17 protein-coding genes and 1 pseudogene are annotated in these 15213 nt (G+C 71.0%); 11 read left to right on the forward strand and 7 right to left on the reverse strand.

Going from position 1 to position 15213, the window contains the following annotated elements; all coding sequences use genetic code 11:
* Nucleotides 1-213: 213 nt before the first annotated feature.
* The 5 genes and pseudogenes from QUE79_RS05630 to QUE79_RS05650 all read left to right on the forward strand — a co-directional run bounded on the left by QUE79_RS05630 (nucleotide 214) and on the right by QUE79_RS05650 (nucleotide 3948).
* The gene (locus tag QUE79_RS05630; RefSeq protein WP_286345817.1) at nucleotides 214-1092 is read left to right on the forward strand and encodes an ABC transporter ATP-binding protein; all 879 of its coding nucleotides are present in this window, start codon (nucleotides 214-216) and stop codon (nucleotides 1090-1092) included.
* Nucleotides 1089-1900: pseudogene (locus tag QUE79_RS05635) on the forward strand (ABC transporter permease). The gene QUE79_RS05630 and the pseudogene QUE79_RS05635 overlap by 4 nt, the downstream one beginning before the upstream one ends.
* Nucleotides 1901-1964: 64 nt before the next feature.
* Entirely contained in the window at nucleotides 1965-2984 is a 1020-nt protein-coding gene (locus QUE79_RS05640; protein ID WP_286345818.1) for a histidine kinase, read from the forward strand.
* The gene (locus QUE79_RS05645) at nucleotides 2903-3301 is read left to right on the forward strand and encodes a sensor histidine kinase (RefSeq protein WP_350271642.1); all 399 of its coding nucleotides are present in this window, start codon (nucleotides 2903-2905) and stop codon (nucleotides 3299-3301) included. The genes QUE79_RS05640 and QUE79_RS05645 overlap by 82 nt, the downstream gene beginning before the upstream one ends.
* The gene (locus QUE79_RS05650) at nucleotides 3298-3948 is read left to right on the forward strand and encodes a response regulator (protein ID WP_286345820.1); all 651 of its coding nucleotides are present in this window, start codon (nucleotides 3298-3300) and stop codon (nucleotides 3946-3948) included. Before QUE79_RS05645 ends, QUE79_RS05650 begins: the two co-directional genes overlap by 4 nt.
* Before the next feature lie 296 nt (nucleotides 3949-4244).
* Here QUE79_RS05650 and QUE79_RS05655 read toward each other — a convergent pair whose 3' ends face one another.
* The 4 genes from QUE79_RS05655 to QUE79_RS05670 form a co-directional block, all read right to left on the reverse strand.
* Nucleotides 4245-4538, reverse strand: a complete 294-nt coding sequence (locus tag QUE79_RS05655; RefSeq protein ID WP_286345821.1) for a hypothetical protein — start codon at nucleotides 4536-4538, stop codon at nucleotides 4245-4247.
* Entirely contained in the window at nucleotides 4538-5137 is a 600-nt protein-coding gene (locus QUE79_RS05660; protein ID WP_286345822.1) for a GNAT family N-acetyltransferase, read from the reverse strand. Before QUE79_RS05660 ends, QUE79_RS05655 begins: the two co-directional genes overlap by 1 nt.
* 145 nt (nucleotides 5138-5282) lie before the next feature.
* Nucleotides 5283-5582, reverse strand: coding sequence for a DUF6504 family protein (locus QUE79_RS05665; RefSeq protein ID WP_434011036.1), 300 nt, complete (start codon nucleotides 5580-5582; stop codon nucleotides 5283-5285).
* 90 nt (nucleotides 5583-5672) lie between these two features.
* Nucleotides 5673-6704, reverse strand: coding sequence for a glycosyl hydrolase family 18 protein (locus QUE79_RS05670; RefSeq protein WP_286345823.1), 1032 nt, complete (start codon nucleotides 6702-6704; stop codon nucleotides 5673-5675).
* An 854-nt stretch (nucleotides 6705-7558) separates the two neighbouring features.
* On the opposite strand from QUE79_RS05670, the gene QUE79_RS05675 reads away from it, so the two are divergent.
* Nucleotides 7559-8356, forward strand: coding sequence for a glycosyltransferase family 2 protein (locus tag QUE79_RS05675; RefSeq protein ID WP_286345824.1), 798 nt, complete (start codon nucleotides 7559-7561; stop codon nucleotides 8354-8356).
* A complete protein-coding gene (locus QUE79_RS05680; RefSeq protein WP_286345825.1) occupies nucleotides 8353-9354 on the forward strand; it encodes a glycosyltransferase family 2 protein in 1002 nt (333 codons plus the stop codon). Before QUE79_RS05675 ends, QUE79_RS05680 begins: the two co-directional genes overlap by 4 nt.
* Nucleotides 9355-9453: 99 nt before the next feature.
* Here QUE79_RS05680 and QUE79_RS05685 read toward each other — a convergent pair whose 3' ends face one another.
* On the reverse strand, nucleotides 9454-10644 hold the full coding sequence (locus QUE79_RS05685) for a uroporphyrinogen decarboxylase/cobalamine-independent methonine synthase family protein (protein ID WP_286345826.1): 1191 nt from the start codon (nucleotides 10642-10644) through the stop codon (nucleotides 9454-9456).
* 106 nt (nucleotides 10645-10750) lie between these two features.
* Between QUE79_RS05685 and QUE79_RS05690 the strand changes: the two genes are divergently transcribed.
* A complete protein-coding gene (locus tag QUE79_RS05690) occupies nucleotides 10751-11590 on the forward strand; it encodes a helix-turn-helix transcriptional regulator (RefSeq protein WP_286346850.1) in 840 nt (279 codons plus the stop codon).
* A gap of 149 nt (nucleotides 11591-11739) precedes the next feature.
* Nucleotides 11740-12879, forward strand: a complete 1140-nt coding sequence (locus QUE79_RS05695) for a DUF2510 domain-containing protein (protein ID WP_286345827.1) — start codon at nucleotides 11740-11742, stop codon at nucleotides 12877-12879.
* 42 nt (nucleotides 12880-12921) lie between these two features.
* Here the strand turns inward: QUE79_RS05695 and QUE79_RS05700 are convergent, their stop codons facing one another.
* On the reverse strand, nucleotides 12922-13665 hold the full coding sequence (locus QUE79_RS05700; RefSeq protein ID WP_286345828.1) for an anti-sigma factor family protein: 744 nt from the start codon (nucleotides 13663-13665) through the stop codon (nucleotides 12922-12924).
* On the reverse strand, nucleotides 13662-14168 hold the full coding sequence (locus QUE79_RS05705) for a sigma-70 family RNA polymerase sigma factor (RefSeq protein ID WP_286345829.1): 507 nt from the start codon (nucleotides 14166-14168) through the stop codon (nucleotides 13662-13664). Before QUE79_RS05705 ends, QUE79_RS05700 begins: the two co-directional genes overlap by 4 nt.
* 132 nt (nucleotides 14169-14300) lie before the next feature.
* Here QUE79_RS05705 and QUE79_RS05710 point away from each other — a divergent pair, with 132 nt between their 5' ends.
* Both QUE79_RS05710 and QUE79_RS05715 read left to right on the forward strand, forming a co-directional pair.
* Nucleotides 14301-14624, forward strand: coding sequence for a hypothetical protein (locus QUE79_RS05710; RefSeq protein WP_286345830.1), 324 nt, complete (start codon nucleotides 14301-14303; stop codon nucleotides 14622-14624).
* A gap of 128 nt (nucleotides 14625-14752) precedes the next feature.
* Nucleotides 14753-15148 (forward strand): DUF1304 domain-containing protein, encoded by a 396-nt coding sequence (locus QUE79_RS05715; RefSeq protein WP_286345831.1) that lies wholly within the window; start codon nucleotides 14753-14755, stop codon nucleotides 15146-15148.
* Nucleotides 15149-15213: the final 65 nt, after the last annotated feature.

Consider the following 15213-nt stretch of genomic DNA (forward strand, 5'->3'; position numbering starts at 1 on the left):
GACGAGGCTAGAAAAGTACCGACCAGTATGGTTTCATCGATGGATCGGCACTGAGGGGCCGAGGCAACACTGGGGCGAGCTGCCGGTGCGAGCGCTTCGAGCCTCGCCCGGCACCTCTCGCCCTCCTCGCGGCGGCAACATCCATCGATCGGTTGATGCCGCACCGACCGATCCACTGTTCTGTTCCCGGCGACGCCGCGCGATCCTGGTCTCATGACAGAGACCGAGCACGTGATCGTGCGAGACCTGCGCAAGACCTACGGCACCTTCGACGCCGTCGCCGGGGTGAGCTTCGAGATCCACCGCGGCGAGACGTTCGCTCTGCTCGGCCCCAACGGAGCGGGCAAGAGCACCACCATCGAGATCCTCGAGGGCTACCGCGACCGCACCTCGGGCTCGGTGTCGGTCCTCGGCACCGACCCGCAGACGGCCGGGCGCGACTGGCGAGCTCGCCTCGGCATGGTCCTCCAGTCCAGCGGCGAGAGCGGCAACGTCACGGTCCGCGAGCAGGTGGCGCACTTCGCGCGCATCTACCCCGACCCCCGCGACGTCGACGAGACGATCGCCGCCGTCGGCCTCAGCGAAAAAGCCGGTACCAGGATCAAAGCGCTCTCCGGCGGGCAGCGACGTCGCGTCGACGTCGCACTCGGCGTGATCGGGCGCCCCGAGCTGCTCTTCCTCGACGAGCCCACGACCGGCTTCGACCCCGAGGCCCGACGCGAGTTCTGGGAGTTGATCCGATCCCTCAAACGCGAGGGCACGACGATCCTGCTCACCACCCACTACCTCGACGAGGCGGCCCAATTGAGCGACCGGGCCGGAGTGATCGCGGGCGGTCGGCTGATCGACATCGGGCGCATCGACGAGATCGGCGGGCAGGAAGCGCGAACTCCCGTCGTCCGCTGGCGCGACTCCGAAGGAGCGCACGAGGAGCGGACGGCGCAGCCCGCGGCGCTCGTGGCACGCCTGTACTCGACCCTGGGCGACTCGCTCGATCAGCTCGAGGTCGTGCGCCCCAGCCTCGAAGACATCTACCTCGGCCTCGTCGCCGAGTTCGAGCGGCGCCCCGCCGCAGAGAAGGAGCTCGCATGAACGCCATCGCCCTCGGCTTCGACCGCGCCCGCTACGAGACGCGGGTCTACTTCCGGCAGGGGGACACGATCCTGTTCACCTTCCTCTTTCCGATCATCATGCTGACGATCTTCTCGGTGGCCTTCAGCTCGGCCGGGAACATCGGCGCGCGCCCCGACGGCACAGGCGGTGTGACCCCCGCGGCCTTCTACCTGCCGGGGATGATCGCCGCGGGGATCCTGCTCTCCGGAGTCCAGAACCTCGCGGTCGACATCGCCGTCGAGCGCGGAGACGGGACGCTGAAGCGGCTGGCCGGGACGCCGCTGCCGGTGCTGTCGTACTTCATCGGCAAGCTGGGGCAGGTGTTCGCCACCTCGGTGCTGCAGGTGATCCTGCTCATCGTGATGGCGCACTTCGCATTCGGCGTGGCCCTCCCGACCCGCGCCTCCGCCTGGCTCACGTTCCTCTGGATCTACGTGTTCGGCATGATCACGTCGGCGGTCCTGGGGATCGCTCTGTCGCGAGTGCCGCGCTCGGGCAAGAGCGCGACCGCGGTCATCATCCCGATCGTGCTCGTGCTGCAGTTCATTAGCGGCGTCTACCTGCAGTTCTCGATGCTGCCCGTCTGGCTGCAGAACGTCGCGTCGATCTTCCCGCTGAAGTGGATCGCCCAGGGGACGCGATCGGTGTTCCTGCCCTCGTCGTTCGCCGTGCAGGAGCAGGGCGGCGACTGGAACCTCGGGGAGTCGCGCTCGTCCTCGGCATCTGGCTCGTCGTCGGGGTGGTGGCCGCGCTCGTGACGTTCCGGTGGATCCGCAAGGACTCCTGATGCCGTCGTCGACGGGTGTGGACACCTCCTGCGCGGCTTCGCCGATGCGTGGAATGCTGTCCGCATGACCGGGAACAGGTGGTGGCACGCGCTCTTCGCGACGACGATGGCCGTGCTCGTCGCGGTGGCCCTCGTGAACCTCCCCGGCGGCACCGGCGACGAGTACCTGGCGCTCGCGGCCATCGGGGTGCTCGTCGCCGCCTATGCCACCTTCGGCCGACGCGGCTTCGACTCGCAGCGCGTCGGCTTCGTCATGATCGCAGTCCTCGTCGTGTGCTCCGGCGCAGCCGTTCGCGTCGATCCGTCGATGGCACTGATCCAGTGCATCGCGATGCCGCTCATCTGGTGCCAGCTGCAGCGCACTCGCGACGCCGTCGTCGGCAACGTCGTGATCGTGGCCGTCATCGCGCTCGCCATGGCCGGCTACCTCGGTCCGTCCGCCTCCACCGTCGTCCAGGTCGTCCTCATCGAGGGCATCAGCCTGGCCGGCAGCATCGCGCTCGGGCTCTGGGTCTCGCGGCTCGCCGAACTCAGCGCCGAGCGCGCCCGCCTGCTCGACGAGCTCCGTCGAGCGCAGGCCGAGGTCGAGGCGCTCGGGTGCGAGGCGGGCAGCACCAGCGAGCGCGAGCGGTGGGCGCGCGAGATCCACGACACGATCGCGCAGAGCCTCACCGGGCTGGTGATGCTCGGGCAGCGAGCTCGCCGCGAACTCGCCGCGAGCTCCGCGCTCTCCGGGGCGGCTCCGATCGCCGAGAAGTCTCCGCGCGCCGAAGGGTCTGCGCTGGCCGAGACCCTCGAGCTCCTCGAAGAGACCGCCCGCCAAGCCCTCGTCGAGACGAGGTCGCTGGTCGCGGCGACGGCTCCGGTCGATCTCGGCGGCGGCATCGCCGCGGCGCTCGAGCGCCTGGGCCGACGGTTCGAACGCGAGACCGGTATCGCCGTGCTCGTGTCGGTCGACGACGGTCTCTCCTCGTCGACCCGGGGTCGGATCGCGGCGCCGAGGTGGTCCTGCTGCGCTGCGCCCAGGAGGGGCTGGCCAATGTTCGCAAGCACTCCGGAGCCTCGACGGCCGACCTGGTGCTGAGGCGCATCGGCGGCGACATCGTGTTGACCGTGCACGACGACGGCTGCGGGTTCGACGCCTCGGCCCTCTCCGACGGCTTCGGTCTGGCCGGTATGCGTGAGCGCATCGCCCTGGTCCGCGGTCACCTCGAGGTGCGGAGCGCTCCCGGCAGCGGATCGACGCTGACCGTGGCGCTTCCGGTGGAAGGGGCGTCGGCTGCCGGCGCCCCCGCGGCGGTTGCCTCGTCCAGTGCGGGCACGCCCGCGGGAGGCACGTCCACGGGGGCGGCCGCGCGGCAGCCGGGCGCGGTGGCGGGCGGGCCCGGGGTGCCGGTGTGATCCGGGTGCTCGTGGCCGACGATCACCCGATCGTCCGCAGTGGGATCGTCGCGCTGCTCGCCTCGACGCCCGACTTCGACGTCGTCGGCGAAGCCTCCGACGGTCGCGAGGCGGTCGAGCGGGCCCTCGTGTCGAAGCCCGACCTCGTGCTCATCGACCTCCGCATGCCCGTCCTCGGCGGCGAGGAGGCGACCGCGCAGATCCTGGCCGCCGACCCGGCCATCCGCGTCGTCGTGCTCACCACCTACGACACCGACGACGCCATCCTTCCAGCGATCGAGGCCGGCGCCAGCGGCTACCTCCTCAAGGCTGCTCCCGAGGAGGAGCTCCTGGCGGGCCTCCGCTCGGTGGCCCGGGGCGAAGTCGCTCTCGCGCCGTCGATCGCTGCGATGCTCGTACGCCGCGTAGCCACGAGCCGGACGGATCCCGCTCGTTCCGCCGATCCTGCGATCGTCCTCACCGAACGCGAGATCCAGGTGCTCGCCCTCGTCGCCCGCGGCCGGAGCAACCGGGCGGTCGCCGACGAGCTCTTCGTGAGCGAGGCGACGGTCAAGACGCATCTCGTGCACGCCTTCGAGAAGCTCGGTGTCCGAGACCGCACCCGTGCCGTGACTCTCGCGATGGAGCTCGGGCTGCTCCCCCGCTGACCTCTGCCCGCTGCGCCGCTGGCGACCTCTCGCCGGAGCCGGCGGTGAATATCCTGATAGTTCGCGCGAGCGACCCTCTAGTGTCGAGGGGTCGCCCACGGCTCCGCCCGAATCGGAGCCGGTGCCTGCGTACGAGCGTCGAACCCTAGCGGCGCCTCGTAGACCCGGCGGCCGTGCGCCCCGTCGTCCTGCGGCGGGGTGCACTCCTGCGTGCGGCGGCGGTGCCGGCGGCTCGCCGTTGCGCCGCCACCGCCTGCCCGGCGGGTCGGCCCGCCGGGCGCAGCCGCAGCCGCGCCCTAGTACGGCAACCGGACCCAGCGCCCTCCGTCGCGGCGGGTGAGGGCGGCACGCGTGACCTCGGCGAGGGGACTGGTCGCAGCAGCGACGGCGTCCGCGACGCGAGCGGCCGTGTGGTCGTCGTCGGCGGTGTAGCGAACGGTGATGCGGGCCTCGCCGCGCACCACGGCGACGTCTCGGGCCTCGACGGTCGTCAGGGTCGCGGCACCCGCGGCCGCGGCGGGCAGGACCGCATCGGGGGCGACCGCCGGCGCGAGACGGCCGACGGAGAGAGTGATCCGGTACGAAGCCACTAGCCCGCGTGCCCCGCGAGGCGCTGGACGAGCGACTGCTTCACGGTCGGCCACTCGCCGTCGATGATCGAGAAGACGACAGTGTCGCGGATCGTGCCGTCGGGCCACACCTTGTGGTTGCGGAGCACGCCGTCCTGCTTGGCGCCGAGCCGGGCGACGGCGGCGCGCGACTGCTGGTTGTGCCAGTGCACCCGGAACTCGACCGCGATGCAGCCGAGGGTCTCGAAGGCGTGGGTGAGCAGGAGGAGCTTCGCCTCGGCGTTGATGCCGGTGCGCTGCGCCGCGCGCCCGAGCCAGGTCGAGCCGATCTCGAGGCGTCGGTTGGCAGGTTCGAGGTTGAGGAACGTCGTGATGCCCACGGCCCGGCCGGACGCCGCGTCGACGACCGCCCACGGAACACTCGCCCCGGCCGCGTGCAGGGCTCGACGCGAGTCGATGTCGGCTGCCATCGCCTCGGGGGCGGCGATGTGCGTCGCGTACCAGGTCTTCCAGAGTTCGCCGTCGAGCACAGCCGCGGCCAGGTCGGCGGCGTGCGCCTGAGCGAGGGGCTCGAGGGTCACGCGGGCTCCGGTGAGCGTGGGCTGGGAAGTGAACTCCATGCCACCGACCCTAGGGCAGGCCGCCGACGCGGCCCGGCAGCCGGGCGGCCCGGCAGCCGGGCGGCCCGGCAGCTGGGCAGCCGGCTGCCCACGACCAGCAGCCGGCTCCCCACGACCGCGCGGCCCCGTACCCCGCCGTCGCACCTCAGTCGTACGTGCGCAGCAACCGCCAGAGCGTGCTGTACGGGTCGCGCGCCACGTCGAAGACGAACGTCTCGCCGCTCTCGGAGGTCGCCTGGAAGCGCCACGACTCGCGGCGCTCGAGCGGGTGCGTGAACGCGGGATCGAGGGCCGCCTCGGTCTGCCACCCGGGGAAGGTCGGGTTCAGGCGCGTGGGGGTGTCGCTCACTCGGAATCGCTGCGTGCCCCAGACGACCCGCTGGGGGATTCCGTCGTCGGAGACCCACACCATCACGGACTCGTCGACCCGGGTCATGGCTTCCACCGTGCTCCTCTCACTCGAACGTATGTTCGATAGAGGGCACTCTACGTCGAGGAGGCGCGACGCGCCAAGACCGGAGCCGAGACGGCAGGATCAGCCCGCTCGAACGATCCGATCCCCGGTCGTGAGCTGCCAGAGCGCGACGCCGTGCAGCCCGACCGACTCGGCGTAGTTAGACCGCACCGTCAGCGATTTGCCGTCGGACCACCAGAGCACGGTGCCGTCCTGCAGCTTGGCGGTCCACTCGCCCTGTGCGCTCACCCAGCTCGCCCGTGATCCTGCTTGCTTTCGCGCTTGAGCGGGTGTGACGACGCCGCCCTTGCCGTCTTTCTTCCAGCTGTAGCCGTAGCCGGCGACGCCGAGGTCGACCTTCGCGGGCTTCACGACGGAGGTGAGCGCCGAGACGACCTGTTTGGCCCAGAGGAGACCGCCGACCGGGCCGGCGGCGCTGAAGCCGGTGCCGTGCTCGTCGTAGGCCATGACCACGAAGCGGTCGACGAGGGGACTCAGGGCTGCCAGATCGTAGCCGGCGGCCTGATAGGCGGCGGGGCTCGTCTCGGCCATGACCGCCAGCGAGATGGTGGCGGTCTTCGGCAGGGTGGACCGCAGTTCGGTGACGAACGACACGAGATCGTCGGCGTTGTCGGCGGTGAGGTACTCGAGGTCGAGCTGGATCCCGTCGTAGCCGCCGTGGTCCACTTCGGACGCGAGGCCCGAGACGACGAAATCGCGGTTCTCGGCGCTCGAGAGCATCTTCGTCGCGATGCTGTTGCTGAAGTCGCCCTTGCTCGCGTCGATGTTGTTGACGAGCAGTTCGGACTTCGTGCCGTCTTTCTTCGCGGCCGCGGCGATCTTCAGGGCGTCGTCGGACGACGCGGCGACGCCTTCGCCCTCGGGCGTGATGCTGACCCCGGAGATCCCGATCATGTCGATGGCGTCGTGCTCCCGCGCGAGTGCGGCCAGCGTCGAAGCCCCGGCGACCCCGTAGCCCTCGACCGAGAGCGACGCCGGCACCGTCGCGGCCGTGGAGTCGGTCGAGGAGGAGGCCGAGCAGCCTGCGGCGGCGAGGACGGCGGCGACGGCGACCCCGGCGATGAGGGCGCGGCCCGTGCTCTGTCGATGCATGCGACGAGGGTATCCGGCTCGCGCGAGTCGACGCTGTGACCCCGCGCCGCCGTGGCGTCACCCCTTCGGCCTCGCCTGGGAGGTTGCGGGAGACACCCCCAGTTCGGGGTCCGACGCCGATCCGGTGGCCACGTCGCCAAGCGGTCCCAGGCGGACCTTCGACGCCGCCGGAGGGGTGTCCGAGCGGCTCACTGCGGACATCGCGCGCCCGGGGCGCACGACGTCAGGGGTACAAGAGGCCGTCGTGTCGGCGCGAAGATGGACCCGATCGCGGGCCCGCAGGATCACGCGCGTCACCGTGCCGGCCGGTAGCTCCTGCAATCGCACAGGCTGCAGTCGGTGCCGCGGCGGTAGTGCTCGTGCGCCTCTTCGACGTGGCCGCAGAGACAGAACCGTTCCGGCGGCGGCGTGGCGGGCGACATCGATCCTGCTTCGTCTGGGTGGAGGGGCTCACGGCTGAGGCGCTCCACCGACTCTGGAGATCACGATAACGCTCGGCGACCTCCTCGAACGGGCCGATTGCCATCGGGGTACACGGATGTCCTCATCGTGCCGGACCCGTGCTCTCCGGGATGCGCCCCGATCGGGTGACGAATCGGCCGACACCGGCTGCATCAGCAGGAGTGGGCGCCCGAAGCACCCCCGGACGCGGGGGTATTGCGGTCTCCCGGAGCGGAGCTACTTTGGCAGGACCCGAGGACGAGAACGGCAGCGGTCCCGAAGCCCACGCCGTTCGCGTCCAGGAGAAGAGGCGACCCGACCTCCTCTCCCCGCGCAGCCGTCGACGACCCGAACTCCTCGACGCCGCGCGAACAAGCACCACCCCTGCACCGCTTACCCGAATTGGCTACCCCATGACACCCAGCAGTGGCCTGCGCTCCAACGATCCGACCGTCTCGATCGTCATCCCCGCCCGCAACGACGCCAAGAACCTGGAGGTGGTCCTCCCCCAGCTCCCCGCCGTCCACGAGGTCATCCTCGTCGACGGCGACTCGGTCGACGGAACCGTCGAGACGGCCCTTCGCGTCCTCCCCGGCATCACGATCGTCCGCCAGACGCGCACCGGCAGAGGCAACGCTTTCGCCTGCGGCTTCGAGGCCGCGACCGGCGACGTCATCGTCATGTTCGACGCCGCAGGATCCGCCGACCCCGCCGAGATCCCCGCGTTCGTCGCGACCCTCGTCGCGGGCGCCGACGTCGCCAAGGGCAGCCGGTTCCGCCGGGCCGGTGGCTCCACGGGCAACCACGGTCTGAGCGTGGTCTGCAACATCCTGCTCGGCACCACGTACTCCGATCCCGGCTACGGCTTCAACGCCTTCTGGCGCGACGTCCTCCCCGCCGTCGACCTGCTCCCGACGACGATCGAGGCTCCGGCCGGAGGCGGCACGCTGTGGGGCGACGGCTTCGAGATCGAGACGATCCTGAGCTGCCGCTTTGCCGCCGCCAAACTGCGGGTGACGGAGGTGTCGAGTTCCGAGAAACACCGCACGCGCGGCGAGTCGACTATCGGTGATCGCCTCCGCGTCCTCAAGACGATCGTCACCGAGAAGCGTCGCGAGAACAGCGACGTCGACCTCACCGCCCTCGAGACCGTCGTCGCGCCGGCCGTCACGGCCCCGATCCGCATCGACGCCGAGCAGGGCGCCGCGTGACCCGCGCTCCCGACGTCAGCGTGGTCGTCTGCGCGCACGCGCGGCTTCGCTGGCGCGATCTCCAGGACTCCGTCGAGTCGGCTCGCGCTCAGCAGGACGCCGCGGAAGTCATCGTCGTCGTCGACCACGCGCCGGCACTGCTGCGGAGAGCGCAGGACCGGTGGCCGGCCCTCACCGTCGTCGAGAGCGCCGGGGCTCCAGGCCTTGCCGGAGCGCGCACCACGGGCGTGTCGGCGGCGACCACCGAGATCGTCGCGTTCCTCGACGGGGACGTCGTCGCCGACGCCGACTGGCTCACCTGGATGCTCGACTCGTTCGACGACCCCAACGTCGCCGGCGTCGGCGGGTTCGTGGAGCCGGTCTGGTCGGACGCCGCGGGCGTCGCCCGCCTCCCGGACGAACTGCTCTGGACCGTCGGCTGCACCCACGGGGGTCCTGCAGCCCCCACCGCCGACGTCCGCGACGTGCTCGGCTGCTCCCTGGCCCTCCGTCGCGCGGCGATCCTCGCCGTCGGCGGCTTCCCGTCGACCGGCGGTCGCCTCGGCGCGCTCCGGCTCGACGGGGGCGCAACCGAGCTCTGCATCCGCATCCATCAGGCCGATCCTGCCGCTCGGATCGTCTACGAGCCCCTCTCGCTCGTGCACCGCCGAGTCCCCGCGGACCGTGCCACCTGGCGCCACCTGTGGAGTCGCTCGTTCGCCGGGGGCGTCTCGAAGGCTGCGCTGAGTCGCGCGCTCGGCCGCACCGACGCGCTCTCGAGCGAGTCGTCGTACCTGACCCGCATCGTGCCCGGCGCCCTGGTCCGCGAACTCCGGCTGATCGGTCGCGGCGGTGGGAAGCGTGCCCTCGCGATCGTGACCGCGGTGGCGGCGACCCTCGGCGGCTACGCCCTCGGAGCCGTCGCGGGCGCCGTCACCCGCACCGCCACCGGTGGCCGGGCCCCCGGCGCAGGATCCGCGGCCGATCGCGCGCCGTCCGAGGCTGCGGTTCTCCGCTGATCGCCCCCGGCAGCCGGAGCGGCCCGGGCCGTTGAGTCAGGCTCGGAGCACCCCGGCTGGGCCCCACCGCTCGGGGCGGACCGGCCCGTTACACCGGGCTCAGCCCCAGATGCGCTGCGACACGATGTCAGCGCCCTCGCGCAGGGCGCGCAGCTTCGCCCACCCGACGTCGGTCGCGATGAACTCGTAGCTCGCGAAGGTTCCGAGGCCGCAGTCGATTCCGGCGATCACGCGCGTCGGGTCGCCGACGGCGTCGACGACCGCCTGGATTCGGTTCGCCACGACCTGCGGGTGCTCCAGGTAGTTCGTGGTGACGTCGATCACGCCCGGGATCAGCACCATGCCGTCGGGGAGCGGGTTGTCGCGGAACGCCACGCTCTCGTGCTCGTGGCGCGGGTTGCCCAGCGGGATGCTGAGCGCGCCGACCTTCGCCTCGTACAGCAGGTCGAGCAGCGCAGCCACGGGGACGTCGTCCTGGTGCGGTCCCTGCCAGTTGCCCCAGCACACGTGCAGGCGCACCTTCTCGGCGGGAATGTCGGCGAGCGCGAAGTTCATCGCCTCGATGTGCAGCCGCACGCTGTCGAGGAACACGTCGAGCGGGTCGTCGCCGAACATGATCACGCGCTCCATCGCGAGGTCGGGAGCATCGAGCTGCAGGACGTGCCCCCTCGAGACGATGTACTCGTACTCCTTCTTGAGCTCGGCCGCGACGCCGAAGACGTAGTCGCGGTCGGTCGCGTAGTCGGGGTTGTCGGCCGAGCGAAGCATCGTGGTGGTGACGATTCCGGGGGAGGCGGCGCTGACGAACGTCTCGCTCACCGCGGGCGAGATCGCAGGATCGCGGAGCCCCCGGTCGAAGAGATCGAGATCGTAGGTGATGCCGGCCAGCGACTCCTCGTAGTGCACCGCCTGCTGGGCCTCGGCGGTGTCCCACACCCGCGCCAGGTCTTCGGCCACGCCGATCTGGGTCTCGCCGAACTTCGCCCACTCGGGAAACTTCTGCAGGTCGAGCGACTGCTTGCGCCGGCTCACCCCGCCGAACCCCGACATGCGCTCGGTCACGTAGGTGGAGAAACCGACGCGCGGCACCTCGCCGTCGTTGACGATGTCGATCCCGGCCTCGACCTGGCCCTTCAGCACGAGGTCGAGAGCACGAGCGGCCTCGGCGTCGAACTCCGCCTGGTCGAACGGGCGCCGGCGCTCGCGGGCGACGAGGAGCTTCGTCAGCTCTTTCGTGCGGGGGAGGCTGCCGGTGTGGGTGGTCAGGATGCGGTCGGTGCTCTGCTTCACCGATTCAGGCTAGGGCACACGCCCAGGGCACGCCCGTCTTCCGTTACGCGGGGAGCGGGACTCCCTGGCTGCGGGGCCCGCCGCGGGGGAGGATGACTCCATGGACATGGATCGCGCGCAGCTGGCGCACTTCCTCCGTCGCCGTCGCGAGGCCCTCGTCCCGGCCGACGTCGGGCTCACGGACGGCGCGCGTCGCCGCACACCCGGACTCCGGCGCGAGGAGGTCGCGATGCTCGCCGGCATGAGCGTCGACTACGTCGGACGCCTGGAGCAGCAGCGCGCCACCCAGCCCTCGGAGCAGATGCTCAACGCGCTCGTCCGCGCCCTCCGGCTGACCCTCGACGAGCGGGACCACCTCTACCGGCTCGCGGGTCACAACCCGCCTGCGCGAATCGGCGCGACCGATCACGTGCATCCGACCCTCCTCCGGATCCTCGACCGCCTTCACGACACCCCGGCCCAGGTGGTCGACGACCTCGGGACGACGCTCGTGCAGAACCCTCTGGCGGTCGCCCTCCTCGGCGACGACAACCGCTTCGAGGGGCTCGACCGGTCGCTCGTGCACCGCTGGTTCACCGATCCGCGCGCTCGCGACGTCTACCCCGAGCAGGATCACGATCACCAGAGCCGCGTCCAGGTCGCCGACCTGAGAGCTGCCGTCGGGCGGAGAGGGGCGCAGGATCAGCGGGCCCGCGCCCTGGTCGACAGCCTCCTGGCCCGGAGCGCCGAGTTCCGGTCCCTCTGGGAGGAGCACGACGTCGCGGTCCGCCGGGGCGAGGAGAAGCGGATCGCCCACCCGCAGCTCGGCGTGATCGAGGTGCAGTGCCAGATCCTCAAGGTGAACGACGACTCGCAGTGGCTGCTCGTCTTCACGGCGACGCCGGGCACCGAGTCGGCCGGCCGGCTCGAGCTGCTCGGTGTGATCGGGCAGGGCTTGCTGGCGTAGCGCGAACAGGCCCCGCCGGGTGGGTTCGGGCCAGGACGCGCCCCTCGGCGCGGAGTGGGCGGAACCCGCCCACCCAAACAGGTCACTGCTAGGGACACGGACCTAGGCTGGACGCGAACCGACAACGACGCCAACGCAAAGGACCCCTCGTGAGCGACTCGACCGGCAACGCATCGCCGCAGCCCGGCTGGTACCCCAACCCTTCCGGCGAGGCCGGCTACCGGTGGTGGGACGGCCGTTCCTGGACGGAGCACGTCCGCGCTCCCGAGCCGACGGCTCCGCTGCACCAGCACGACTCGGTTCCGCGGCAGGCTCCCACTCCGGCCCCGCAGGTCGACCCGGCTCCCGTCCCGGCGCCTTCGTCGGTCACCGAGCCCGAGACCACGGTGCCGACGGCCCAGGAGGCGGCGCCCGGCGGGCGTGACGATGACCGGCCGGCGTACGGGGAGCGGATCCCTGGTTACCAGACGCCCGGCAGCTCGGCGGCGGCTCCGCGCTACGGCGAGAATGCTCCTCAGCAGCCCGGCGTCGGCCAGCAGCCCTACGGCCACCAGGGTTCCGCGGGTGCGTACGGCCAGCAGCAGCCGAGCCAGCAGCAGTACGGGCAGCAGGGCTACGGGCAGCAGCAGCCCTACGGGCAGCAGCAGTACGGCCAGCAGCAGCCGTATGGCCAGCAGGGTCACGGCCAGCAGCAGTACGGTCAGCAGCAGTACGGTCAGCAGCAGTACGGTCAGCAGCAGTACGGCCAGCAGCCCTATCCGGGCCAGCCCGGCTACGGCTACGCGCCCACGACCTTCCCGAAGGCGCCGGCGGGGGCCAAGATCTACAACCTCTTCATCTGGATCATCGTCGCTCTGCCGATCCTGTCGATCATCCTGAACCTCCTTTCGGTCAGCAGCATCGAGCCGATCCTGGAGGACGTCCTCAAGCAGGCCCAGGCCAACCCGGGCGCGCAGACCATCCCGACGACCCCGGCCACCACGCCGTGGGAGGTCGCGTCGCAACTCATCGGGCTCGCGATCGCGGCGGCCACGATCGTGCTCGCCTACTTCGACTGGAAGGCGCTCAAGGCGCAGGGCATCGCGCGTCCGTTCCACTGGGCGTTCGCCTTCTTCGCGCTCGCGACGCCGCTGGTCTACATCATCGGCCGGTCGGTCGTCGTCCGTCGCCGTGCTGGGCGTGGCCTCCTGCCGATGTGGATCTCGATCGGCATCCTCGTCGTCGGCTTCATCGTGGGGCTGTCGATCGTCATCGGCATCATCTCCGCGGTGGCCACGACGCTCAACTAGGGCCGGCGCCGGTCGGCCCCGCGGGCAGCAGGCGCCCGCCGGTCAGTTCAGCGCGCGGGAGAGCAGGACGGTCCCGCTCGACTCGTTCCTCACCTCGACGCGGCGAAGGTCGTTCAGGGTCGTGTCGATCGACCCCGTGGTGCGGGCCGTGGTGCCCGGGTCGGCCGTCCAGGTGGAGACGCGCTGGGTGTGTCCCTGGGCGTCGGTCACATACAGGCCGTAGCGCCAGGTGTCGTCGCCGGACGAGCCGGATCCTGCTGCGGGTCCGCCGTAGACGCAGGTCATGTCGATCCTGGTCCCCCACGCCTTCGTCGTGAAGGCGACGGTCGCGCTGAGGGCACTCGGAACCACCTGCTGCAGCGAGGTCGACGTCGTCGGCTTGGGCTGCGAGGCGAGCGGCGGCACGACGATGGCGAAGGCGACCACCGCTGCGGCGGCCAGGCCGGCCACGAGAGTGATGCCGAAGCGGCGGCGGCGAGTGCGGCGCACCCGGGAGACGAGGGCGGGCAGGATCTCGGCGGGCGGCTGGGCGGGGAACGCCTCGTCGACCGCCTCACCGTCGTCGACCGATGCGTCGGCGTCGTCGAGCATCGCGAACGCGTCCGCCGTCGGCACGGAGGCCAGCAGCCCGGGCATGGCGGCGAAACCCGCCACGGCGCGCTCGCACTCGGGACACGTGGCGAGGTGCTCCTCGAACTCGTGCCGCTCGGCCGGCGACAGCGCTCCGAGGACGTAGGCGGCATCCCACTCGCCGTAGCGCTCGCTGTGATCTCTCTGGTCGGTCATTGGGTGATCCCGCGTTCCTGCATGGCGAGACGGAGAGCTCGCAGGCCGTAGTGCATGCGTGACTTGACCGTCCCCTCGGGGATGTCGAGCTCGCGAGCGATCTCGGCGACCGAGCGGCCGCCGTAGTAGGCGTGGACGATGACCGCCCGGTGCTCCGGCCCGAGTGAGGCGAGGGCGTCGGAGACCGACCAGGCGTCGAGCAGAGCGTCGGCGCGGTCGGCGGCTTCCGGCTCGGGCAGGATCTCGGTCGGGAACTCGTGCGTGTGCCGCGCGCTGCGTCGGTCGTCGATGACGAGGTTCCGGGCGACGGTGAACAGCCAGGCCCGGGCGGAGGCTTCACGCTGGTCGAGGACGCTCGGCTTCTTCCACGCGCGGAGGAGGGTCTCCTGCACGATGTCGGAGGCGAGGGCGGTGTCGTGGGTCAGCCCGACCACATAGCGCCAGAGCGGCGCGGCGTGCTCGTCGTGCAGGGCACGCAGCAGAGTGGCGTCGTCGTCGACCATGCTCGTCCTCTCCCGCTCGCGGTGTGCCTTCGGTCACTAGATCACACGTGGCGTCGGGACAAAAGGTTCACTCGCGCTTGTCTGGGCGAAACCTCCGTTCCTGGCCGGTCGCGGCGGCGTAGCGTTCCGGCCATGGATCAGCTCACGGAACGTGAGGCGGCAGCTCTGGCTCTCGCTCTGGTCGCCGTCGCGACCGCTTCGGTGGACGGCGGGGAGGACGCGCAGTCCGCGAGCGAGGGCGGGCTCGTCGAACTCGTCGACGAGATGTGCGACGTACCGCTGACCGAACGGCAGGCCAGCGTGATCGAGACCATGGGAACCGCGAGTGCCGCCCTCACCGCCGGGCTCGGCGCCGCGCTCGCCGGGGAGCACGGCTGCGACGTCGCCGACGTCCTCCGTCTCGCCGCGCGGGCAGTGATCGGCCAGACGCCTGGCGACGACAAGCGGGCGGCCTGACGGAGCCCTCGCGCGGGCATCGATTCCGCGGCGACACGCCGCGTGTGCACGAGCGCGGGCATTCTCGTGCCCCATGCTTCTGAGAGGCGCTCGACCGACGCCGGAACCCTCTCGCCACAGGAGCACGAATGCTCGTCGCAGCCCAGGTCGTGGCCGCGCTCGCCGCGCTCCTCCACGTCGTCTTCTTCCTGTTCGAGAGCGTCTTCTGGAGCAGGCCGAAGATCTACGGCCGCTTCGGGATCGCCACCCAGGCGGAGGCCGACACCATCAGGCCCATGGCGTACAACCAGGGCTTCTACAACCTGGCCCTGGCGCTCGGCGTCATCGTCGGGATCTTCTTGCTCGAGGGGTCGTCCGGCATGTTCGTCGCCGGCAAGACCCTGGTCATCTTCGGCACGGCGTGCATGGTCGTCGCGGGGATCGTGCTCGCCTCGACGGGGCGCAGCTATCGGAGCGCGGCGGCGCTGCAGTTCGTGCCCGCCGTCGTCGCGCTCATACTCACTTCTTTGGTACCTGCGGCCTGATCCACAGCCCCGAGGATCAGCCTTGGGGAGGATGCCGGAACCGGAGAAGTGAAGTGAAGTAGAAC

Source organism: Frondihabitans sucicola, assembly GCF_030296615.1.
GTDB lineage: Bacteria > Actinomycetota > Actinomycetes > Actinomycetales > Microbacteriaceae > Frondihabitans > Frondihabitans sucicola.

Bases quoted from the DNA above. Each gene is read 5' to 3' on its own strand.
- QUE79_RS05630 (WP_286345817.1), top strand. From the start codon at position 214: ATGACAGAGACCGAGCACGTGATCGTGCGAGACCTGCGCAAGACCTAC.
- QUE79_RS05640 (WP_286345818.1), top strand. From the start codon at position 1,965: ATGACCGGGAACAGGTGGTGGCACGCGCTCTTCGCGACGACGATGGCC.
- QUE79_RS05660 (WP_286345822.1), bottom strand. From the start codon at position 5,137: ATGGAGTTCACTTCCCAGCCCACGCTCACCGGAGCCCGCGTGACCCTC.
- QUE79_RS05670 (WP_286345823.1), bottom strand. From the start codon at position 6,704: ATGCATCGACAGAGCACGGGCCGCGCCCTCATCGCCGGGGTCGCCGTC.
- QUE79_RS05675 (WP_286345824.1), top strand. From the start codon at position 7,559: ATGACACCCAGCAGTGGCCTGCGCTCCAACGATCCGACCGTCTCGATC.
- QUE79_RS05690 (WP_286346850.1), top strand. From the start codon at position 10,751: ATGGATCGCGCGCAGCTGGCGCACTTCCTCCGTCGCCGTCGCGAGGCC.
- QUE79_RS05700 (WP_286345828.1), bottom strand. From the start codon at position 13,665: ATGACCGACCAGAGAGATCACAGCGAGCGCTACGGCGAGTGGGATGCC.
- QUE79_RS05705 (WP_286345829.1), bottom strand. From the start codon at position 14,168: ATGGTCGACGACGACGCCACTCTGCTGCGTGCCCTGCACGACGAGCAC.
- QUE79_RS05710 (WP_286345830.1), top strand. From the start codon at position 14,301: ATGGATCAGCTCACGGAACGTGAGGCGGCAGCTCTGGCTCTCGCTCTG.
- QUE79_RS05715 (WP_286345831.1), top strand. From the start codon at position 14,753: ATGCTCGTCGCAGCCCAGGTCGTGGCCGCGCTCGCCGCGCTCCTCCAC.